The sequence below is a fragment of the Nonomuraea cypriaca genome (genome assembly GCF_015645445.1).
Taxonomy (GTDB): domain Bacteria; phylum Actinomycetota; class Actinomycetes; order Streptosporangiales; family Streptosporangiaceae; genus Nonomuraea; species Nonomuraea cypriaca.
In genome coordinates this window covers 1-8,361 of record NZ_JADOGI010000345.1, presented here as the reverse complement: position 1 = coordinate 8,361, position 8,361 = coordinate 1, and the positions used below count along the sequence as shown (strand labels likewise).

Sequence of the window (8,361 nt, the reverse complement as noted above, 5' to 3'; positions counted from 1 at the left end):
GGACTCGTCCGTGGTGTGGCGGGCCGATGGGGTGGCGGACGAGGCGGCCGGAGGTTGGCCGGGGTCCTGCGCGCCCAGGTCGTCGTGAGCGGTGCCGTGCGATGCCGAACGTCCCTGCGAGCCGGCCACGCCATGAGAGCCCGGCATGCCCTGCGCGTTCTGCGCACCCTGCGAGGGGACGGCGTGCTGGCCTTGCGGACCGGTCGGCGCCGGGCCGCTGGAGCCGCCGTTCGAGGGGGCCTGGGGACGGGACGGGCCTCTGCCCTGGGGGGCCGGAGAGCCGCCGACGACCGCTTCCACCCGCCAGGTGCCGCCGAACACGTCGCCGAGCGCGGCGGCCACCACGGCGTCCTTGCCGCCGCCGGTGAAGTTCTTCATCGCGCCGACCTGGGAGAAGCCGAGCGTGAGCAGGTTGCCTTCCACGCCCACGACCTGGGCGTTGGTGCTCACGTTGGCCCACACGACGATGCTGCGCTGCTTGAGCGCGGCCAGCACGGCAGGCCACTGCTGCTGCGGGTGACCCGAACCGGAGGGCGCCGGTGCGGCGGGAGCGCTTTGGCCACCGCCCGGAGCGTCCGCGGCCGCTGAGCCCATGGAGGGAGCGGACGACGCCGAACCGCCGGGTCGGGCGGTTTCCGGCCAGTCATCCGTGCCCGCCGAGCCTGCGTGGGTCTCGCGGGCCGCGGGGCGGGTCGCCGCCTCGCCTGTCGCCTCGTCGGCTCCCGCCCGCGGACCGGGCACCGAGCCTGGTCCTGGCGCGGCGGGCCGGCCGGAAGGGCTGGAACCACCGGCGGGCGTGTGCGTACCGGAAGACGCGGAACCGCCGCCGGCGGGACCGGCGGCATGCGTACCGGGAGATGCGGAAGAGTCGCTGGACGGAGGCGCGCCGGTGTGCGGACCTGTAGGGGCGGAGGCGCGGGCGGCCATCTGGGCGACGGCGCCGCCGCGTTCGAGGCGTTCGAGGCGGGCGAGCAGGGCCTCCTGGCCCTGCGCGGCGCCGGGCAGCAGGACGCGGGCGCACATCAGCTCCAGCAGCAGGCGCGGCGAGGTCGCGCCGCGCATCTCCGTGAGCCCCGCGTTGAAGATCTCGGCCGCCCGCGTGAGCTCGGCCGGCCCCATCGAGGACGCCTGCTGGACCAGGCGGTCCAGCTCGTCGGCTGGACGGTCGAGCAGGCCGCTGGAGGCCGCCTCGGGAACGTTGGCCAGGATCACCAGGTCGCGGAAGCGCTCGAGCAGGTCGGAGGCGAAGCGGCGGGGGTCGTGGCCGCCCTCGATCACCCGGTTGACCGTGTGGAACACCTGGCCGCCGTCGCGCGCCGCGAACGCGTTGACGACCTCGTCGAGCAGGTCGCCGTCGGTGTAGCCGAGCAGGGAGACGGCCTTGGCGTAGGTGATGCCGTCTTCCTCCGCCCCGGCGAGCAGCTGGTCGAGGATCGAGAGCGAGTCGCGCGCCGAGCCGGCGCCCGCCCGGACGACCAGCGGCAGCGCGGTCGGCTCGAAGGGCACGTTCTCGGCGCTGAGGATCTCCTCCAGCAGCGCCCGGAGCGTCGCGGGCGGCATCAGCCTGAACGGGTAGTGGTGTGTACGCGACTTGATGGTGCCGATGACCTTTTCCGGCTCGGTCGTCGCGAAGATGAACTTCAGATGCGGCGGGGGCTCTTCGACGAGTTTGAGCAGCGCGTTGAAACCCTCGCGGGTCACCATGTGCGCCTCGTCGATGATGTAGATCTTGTAGCGCGCGGAGACGGGCGCGAAGAAGGCTCGTTCGCGCAGGTCGCGTGCGTCGTCCACACCACCGTGTGAGGCGGCGTCGATCTCGATGACGTCGAGGTGGCCAGGACCGGTCGGGGCGAGCGCGACGCAGGAGTCGCAGACGCCGCACGGGTCGGGCGTCGGGCCCTGCTCGCAGTTGAGAGAGCGCGCCAGGATGCGGGCGCTGGAGGTCTTGCCACATCCGCGGGGGCCGCTGAACAGGTAGGCGTGGTTGATGCGGCCCGTGCGCAACGCCTGCCGCAGTGGGTCAGTGACGTGTTCCTGACCCTTGACCTCGGCGAAGGTCCCGGGTCGGTACTTGCGGTAAAGCGCAAGGCTCATACGACCATCCCGCCTGCGAGGGGGCTCCCAACTAAGAGACCCCCCGCACACCCGCCAGAGCCCGCTTATCCTTGCTGCCTTCCGGCCCTGGGGAGGTTCACAGGATGACGCCGCGCGAGGGGTCCCTGAACAGTCTAGCCGGATGTCGCAGTGCTCGCTCCACCCCTGAAGACCCGGGGAAAACGTGGTCTCCACACCCCCGGGAGTCCGGTAAACTCGTCCGCGGAGGATTCGCCTAGTGGCCGAGGGCGCACGCTTGGAAAGCGTGTAAGGGGCAACCCTTCAGGAGTTCAAATCTCCTATCCTCCGCCAGCCCAGAAGGGGTGTGCCGTGATCACGGCACACCCCTTCTGGCTTTCCAGTCTCAGTTGGCCTCTTCGGCCGCCTCGCGTGGCTCCCAGAGCAGACCGTCAACCTGCTTGGCGACGGTGTTACGGATGCCGTCGGAGCGGACCGTCCGTCAGACCAGCAGATGCCAGAAGGTCTTCCATTCGTGGCCCTGAATGGTTGTCCCTCCTGTCCCAAAGAGCTTGTCTTCGAACCAGTCGAGCAGAGTGGGTGCGCAGTCCGGCGGCGTCATACGGTGCCACGGATGTCACCTGGAAATCCTGAGCGTCACGCCGGCGGCCGGGCGAGTTTGGCGGCCACGGCGTCGAGGACCCAGTCCAGGCCGGTCGCGAAGGACGCCTCGGCGTCCACCTCCGTGCCGTCGTGCACGGCCTTGGCCAGCGCCGGGAAGCGGCCCGTGGCCAGCATCCTGCTTACATGTGGGCCGTAGGCGCGCTGCCAGTCGAGCTTGGACAGGCCCGTGGCGCGCTCGGCCCGCAGGTCCGCGATCTCGCGTCTGATCGCGCCGGTGAAGTAGGCGCTGACGGTCTCCACGGCGCGCATGACGGTGTCGAGGTCGGCGAGGCCGTCGAGGGCGGCCAGCGTGGCCTCAGTCACGGCGAGGGCGTTCGGGCCCAGGGTCGGACGGCCGCCGAGCAGGTCGGCCAGCCATTCGTGACGGAGAGTGGCCTGCCTGGTGCGGTCGGCGCGGATGCGCAGCACCTCCCGCCAGTCGCCGGGCTGCTCCTCGGGGAGGATCTCGGCGTGGACCTCGTCCACCATGAGGTCGAACAGCTCCTCCTTGGTGGAGATGTATCCGTACAGCCGCATCGGGCCGGCGTCCAGCCGGGCGGCGATCCCGCCCCCCGGGCGGCACGCTCGACCTGCACGAAAAGCTGGGCCAGCTCGCGCTGAGCAAGGCCGGGCTGCTGGCGGAGTTCCAGGCGCTGTCCCGTCCCGAGGGGCAGGCCATGCGCATCCTGGACACGGACGGGACTGTCCTCCGCGACTGGCAACCCCGTCCGGGTGACCGAGCCAATCCCGAGATCGACCGCGGGCAACTCCGTGACCTACTGCTCGGCCCTCTGGATGTTCAGTGGGGGCGGGGCGTGACGGAGGTGGTGCCGGGGACCCGGGATGGCGTGCTGGTCCATTTCGCGGACGGGCGACAGGAGACGTTCGACCTCGTGGTCGGCGCGGACGGCGCCTGGTCCAGGGTTCGCCCGGCAATCTCGTCCGCGACGCCGCGCTACACCGGCGTCACCTTGGTCGAGACCTCCCTGGACGACGTCGACACCCGCCACCCCGACCTCGCCCGGCTGATCGGCGACGGTTCCGTGGCTGTGTACGGCGTGAACCGCGCCCTCGTCGCCCAGCGCAACAGCGGCGGCCACGTCAAGGTGTACGCCCAGTTCCGCGCGCCGCTGGACTGGCACTCGAACCTGGACCGGCATATGGGCCTGAACCGGCGCGCGGGCCTGGACGCGGGCCTGGACCTGGCCGACGTCGAGGCCGTGCGATCAAGCCTGCTGGCTCTGTTCGACGGCTGGGCCGCTCCCGTCCTCGACCTCCTCCGCCACAGCACCGCTTTCGTCCACCGCCCCCTCTACGTCCTGCCCGTGTCCCACACCTGGGCGCACGTCCCCGGGGTGACGCTACTGGGCGACGCCGCCCACCTGATGCCCCCATTGGGGGTGGGCGCGAACCTCGGGATGCTGGAAGGCGCCGAACTCGCCGAGTCCGTCGGCGCCGCCCCCGGCCCTGGCGATCTGGACGAGGCCGTCCGCGCCTTCGAGGAACAGATGTGGGCACGGGCCGGCAGGTGGGCGGAGATCACGACGGCCGGTCTGGAACGCCTCGTGAGCCCGGACCCCACCGAAGCCCTCGCGCTCTTCGACGAAGTCCAGCCATCCTGACTGCCAAGCGCGAGAGCACCAGCACCAGCGGCTCCCCACGGCTTCACGGGGGCAGATCCACCACCAGCCCGGTGACTTCCGCGCATCTGCTCGCGTCGAGCAGGGGGCAAGGCGTGTTGGCGGTGGCACGCACAACGGCGATGCCTTGGCAACGGGTGCGGCACCGAGCACGGGCGTTACCACGTCCGCGACGCCGAACCCCACGAGGCCGCCCGGGTCGTCTGCTGCGAGGAAACCTGGTCGGACTGAGACCCCTCTCGCTTTGGGTCTCACTTGGCCACCGCTCACGTGCTGGTACCGCGCCAGGCTCCGCAAGGCTCGCGAGGGCGTACCGCCACGAGCCGGCGCGTACCTGTTCAAACCCCTGGGACAGACCTTCGAGCGCCCGACGGTGGAAGACGAGGGTCAGCGGAACTTGGTGGTCACCGTGCCGGGATGCGGCGCCTTGATCGACACCTTGCTGCCCCACCCGGTGTAGCGGCTGTCGACGGTGACCATGTTGATCTCCCCGTCCTCCGACATCGTGTACGAGCTCCGCGCCCTGCTCACCAGGCCCGCCGAGGACAGGGTGAGAGTGTAGGAGATCTTGAGTTTGTCGTGTTCCCTGTCTATGTTCGCGGCGGCGACCCAGTCCGAGACCGCCTTGAGCTCCTTCACGGTGATCGAGCCGGTGACGGAGCTCCCCTTCGACTTCCCGTTCTTGACCAACGCGGCCAGGGTCTTGGGCTCGGCCGGATTGAGGAACTGCGCCCAGGAGTCGGGAATGGCGCCGCCGATGCTCTTGATCCAGGTCTTACCCTCGGGGAGCATCGTGGCCAGGTCACCGCCCGAGTAGTAACCGGTCTTACCGATGGAGATGACCCGCTCCTGGTCGTAGCCGGAGTCCATCGAGATGTCGAAGGCCGCGACGCCCTTCTTGTCGAACTGGAAGGCGCCCTTGCTGTCCCTGGCGCCCTGCTCGTCGATGCCGTCCGACCAGGTGACGGTGTCGGTGAACCGCACGCCGTGCCCGGGCGCCAGCTTGGCCTTCAGCGCGCTGACGGGGTCCTTCTGCGCCGCCTGCGCGGGCACGGCGGCCAGCATCAGCGCGCCGCAGGCCGCCACTAATGTGATCATCTTCTTCATGAGAAGCGATCGTGCCGGAGTCGGATCACAACCCGGGATCACGATCGGTTTCGCCCACAATCGTTACCCGGACGATGCGGACGACCGCCCGAGGCCCGGCTGACGCCGGCGTTCCCCCACGGATTCAGGGTCCGTGGACCTCGATCGCGCCGGAATCGCTGGACAGGGTGATCGAGCGCGGGGCCGAGGCATCGTGCGCCGTGTCGATCTGCTTGTTGCCGGAATCCGTCTTGGCGGCGATGTTGTAGGGCCCTTCGGGCACGCGTACCTCGGTGCTGCCGGAGTCGGTCGACGTCTCGACCTTGTCGGGCTGAGCGGTGAAGGCGAGAGTGATGGCGCCCGAGTCGGTCTTCGTGACCACCTGCTTGCCCGCCAGCCCGCTGGCGTCGATCGCGCCCGAGTCACTGGCCGCGTTCACGTCGCCGGAGAGGTCCCGCAGCGTCACCGCTCCTGAGTCACTGGCCGCGTCCACGTCGCCGGACAGGTCCCGCAGCGTCACCGCTCCTGAGTCGCTGACGGCCTTGACCTTCAGCCCTCGGGGGATCTCGACCTGATAGCCGACCTCGCAGCTCACGCCACCCAACGAGCCACCGGGGCAGGTGAACCTGAGCACCAGGGTGTCGCCTTGCGTCTCGTGGCCGGCGGCGGGCTTGTTCTTGCGCCAGCTGAGGTGCTCGGTCACGTGGACGCCCTGCCGGTCGGATTCGGTCACCTCGATGCCGCCCGCGTCGGCCTCGATCTGGATCGCGGTCACCTTGTCCGTGACGTCGTACGACGCCGTGTCCTCCTCAAGCGGGCCGACGAGGCCGCACCCCGTCAACAGCGCCGCGAGCCCCACGGAACCCGCGACCACACCGAAGCTTCTCATACGCATACCGCCGAGTCTCCTGGACAGCGGGCGGGCCGGCGTCCGGGACGTCCCTGAGACTCTCCCTGACAAGACCCCTGAGATCGCCCAGCCGTGGTGAGGTCCGCGGCACAGGGGCCTCGAAACCGAGGTGCACTCGTACGGACATCGGTGGCATGCTCCGGGTGTGGACGATGCCGCAGCCTTCCAGATTTCCCAGGTCGCGGGCTCGGCCGAGTTGGCGGACATCACCGCGGGACTGCTTGGCCTGCTGCCGTCATGGTTCGGGATCCCGGAGTCCAACGCAGGGTACATCGAGTCGGCTACCCATCTCCCCGGTCTCGTCGCCCGCGCCGATGCGGAGCCCATCGGTGTCCTGCTGTGCCGGCGGCACTTCGCCGAGGCGGCCGAGATCGACTTGATGGGCGTCACCCCGTCCTGGCATCGGCGAGGCGTCGGCAGGGCGCTCGTCAGCAGGCTCTCTTCTGACCTCATCACGGACGGCTGCCAGGCGCTCCAGGTGAAGACGCTGGGACCGGCGCACCCGGATCCCGGCTACGCCCGGACCAGGGCGTTCTACCGGTCTGTCGGCTTCCTCCCACTGGAGGAGACGAACGACCTGTGGCCGGGAAACCCCTGCCTGATCATGGTGAAGTGGCTGTCCCAAGCGCCGCGTATTCGCCACGGGTGATCGCCAGCACCCTGACGGGCTGACCGTGGGACGGGACCACCGTCTCGCGTTCCTGGCGCATGCCCAGCTTCGTCATGACGCGGGCGGAGGCGTGGTGGTCGACGTGGCAGATGCTGATGATCCGATCCAGCCCGACCTCGGCGAATCCGAAGCGCAGCACCTCCCGGGCCGCCTCGGTGGCGACGCCCCTGCCCCAGAACGGCCGCCCGAGCCGCCAGCCGATCTCCACGGCGGGCAGCACTTCGGGCAGGAAGTTGGGGACCGTCAGAGCAACCCAGCCGGCGAGTTCGCCGGTCTCGCGCGACTCCACGGCGAACGCTCCGAAGCCGCGCTCGTCCCACTCCCGCCGCATGAGCGCGAACCCCGCCGAGGTCTGCTCCCTCGTACGGACCGAGCCGTCGCCGATGAAGCGCATGACCTCCGGATCCGCGTTGATGGCGGTCAGCGGTTCCAGATCCTCTCGCGCCATTGCCGCAGCACCAGCCGCTCGGTACCCAACTCCGTCACCCATCTCTCCTCTGTCCGCGCGTGAGCAAGGCTCAGGAGGCCACGACGGCCTTGGAGCGGTCGGTGGCCATGTGGATGGCGAAGGCGCCGAGCATCGTGCCCATGACGTAACGCTGGATCCGCAGCCAGACCGGACGGCGAGCCAGAAACGCCGCCAGGCCGGCCGCCGAGATCGCGATCAGGGCGTTGACCGTGGTGGCGACGAGGATCTGCGTCGATCCGAGCGCCAGGCTCTGCAGCAGTACGTCGCCCATCGCCGGGTCGACGAACTGCGGGAGCAGCGACAGGTAGAGTATGGCGATCTTGGGATTCAACAGGCAGGTCAGCAGGCCCATCCCGAACAGCTTGGCTGGACCCTCGACCGGAAGGTCACGCGGCTGGAAGGCCGACACGCCACCCGGCCGGACGGCGCTCCAGGCCAGCCAGAGCAGGTACGCGGCCCCGGCCAGCTTGAGCCCCGTGTACGCAGCCGGCACGTACGCGAAAACGGCCGTCAGCCCCAGGCAGGTCGCCGTCAGATAGACGGTGAAGCCGAGCACCACCCCGGTCAGCGAGATCATCCCGGCCCGTGGGCCCTGGGCGATCGAACGTGAGATCAGATAGATCATGTTCGGCCCCGGCGTGAGCACCATCCCCAGGGAAACCAGCGCAATCCCGACCAATCCACCCGTCATAGCAGGAGATTAGCCGATATATCCCAGAAAAACAGATAATTACGGTTGGGACTATCACCGAGCGTATTCGTAGCGCTACTGGGGAGGATGTGCGTCGGAGGGACACATGCAGTTCGACGACGACGCGCAACTCGACCCGTCGCAGGTCGAGGACGCACGGGCCACCGGCCCGCGGGGAGG

Annotated in this window: 8 protein-coding genes, 1 tRNA gene and 1 other RNA gene; 3 read left to right on the top strand and 7 right to left on the bottom strand. The window is 69.6% G+C overall.

Translation table 11 applies throughout. The features are described from left to right. Both ITP53_RS51780 and ffs read right to left on the bottom strand, forming a co-directional pair. The coding region (locus ITP53_RS51780) for a DNA polymerase III subunit gamma and tau (protein WP_236052132.1) at nt 1-2,094 on the bottom strand (2,094 nt) is incomplete at its 3' end. Nucleotides 2,095-2,125: 31 nt separating this feature from the next. After that, nucleotides 2,126-2,221: signal recognition particle sRNA small type (gene ffs, locus ITP53_RS51775), an RNA gene on the bottom strand. Between the two features lie 97 nt (nt 2,222-2,318). On the opposite strand from ffs, the gene ITP53_RS51770 reads away from it, so the two are divergent. Continuing rightward, nucleotides 2,319-2,406 (top strand) — tRNA-Ser (locus tag ITP53_RS51770). Between the two features lie 303 nt (nt 2,407-2,709). On the opposite strand, the gene ITP53_RS51765 is transcribed toward ITP53_RS51770, so the two are convergent. Beyond that, nucleotides 2,710-3,252, bottom strand: a complete 543-nt coding sequence (locus tag ITP53_RS51765; RefSeq protein WP_195902857.1) for a TetR/AcrR family transcriptional regulator C-terminal domain-containing protein — start codon at nt 3,250-3,252, stop codon at nt 2,710-2,712. Between the two features lie 140 nt (nt 3,253-3,392). On the opposite strand from ITP53_RS51765, the gene ITP53_RS51760 reads away from it, so the two are divergent. Then, complete coding sequence (locus ITP53_RS51760) at nt 3,393-4,337, top strand: FAD-dependent oxidoreductase (RefSeq protein ID WP_236052131.1); 945 nt, start codon at nt 3,393-3,395, stop codon at nt 4,335-4,337. A gap of 405 nt (nt 4,338-4,742) precedes the next feature. Here the strand turns inward: ITP53_RS51760 and ITP53_RS51755 are convergent, their stop codons facing one another. Further along, nucleotides 4,743-5,462 carry a hypothetical protein gene (locus ITP53_RS51755; protein ID WP_195902856.1) on the bottom strand — a complete coding sequence of 240 codons (720 nt, stop codon included), beginning with the start codon at nt 5,460-5,462 and terminating at the stop codon, nt 4,743-4,745. A 124-nt stretch (nt 5,463-5,586) separates the two neighbouring features. Beyond that, nucleotides 5,587-6,336 (bottom strand): DUF4097 family beta strand repeat-containing protein, encoded by a 750-nt coding sequence (locus tag ITP53_RS51750; protein ID WP_195902855.1) that lies wholly within the window; start codon nt 6,334-6,336, stop codon nt 5,587-5,589. 160 nt (nt 6,337-6,496) lie between these two features. On the opposite strand from ITP53_RS51750, the gene ITP53_RS51745 reads away from it, so the two are divergent. After that, nucleotides 6,497-7,000 (top strand): GNAT family N-acetyltransferase, encoded by a 504-nt coding sequence (locus tag ITP53_RS51745; RefSeq protein ID WP_207757627.1) that lies wholly within the window; start codon nt 6,497-6,499, stop codon nt 6,998-7,000. On the opposite strand, the gene ITP53_RS51740 is transcribed toward ITP53_RS51745, so the two are convergent. Beyond that, nucleotides 6,954-7,469 (bottom strand): GNAT family N-acetyltransferase, encoded by a 516-nt coding sequence (locus ITP53_RS51740; protein WP_195902854.1) that lies wholly within the window; start codon nt 7,467-7,469, stop codon nt 6,954-6,956. The two genes, ITP53_RS51745 and ITP53_RS51740, sit on opposite strands and share 47 nt — an antisense overlap. A 70-nt stretch (nt 7,470-7,539) precedes the next feature. After that, nucleotides 7,540-8,181 carry a LysE family translocator gene (locus tag ITP53_RS51735; RefSeq protein ID WP_195902853.1) on the bottom strand — a complete coding sequence of 214 codons (642 nt, stop codon included), beginning with the start codon at nt 8,179-8,181 and terminating at the stop codon, nt 7,540-7,542. Nucleotides 8,182-8,361 lie beyond the last annotated feature (180 nt).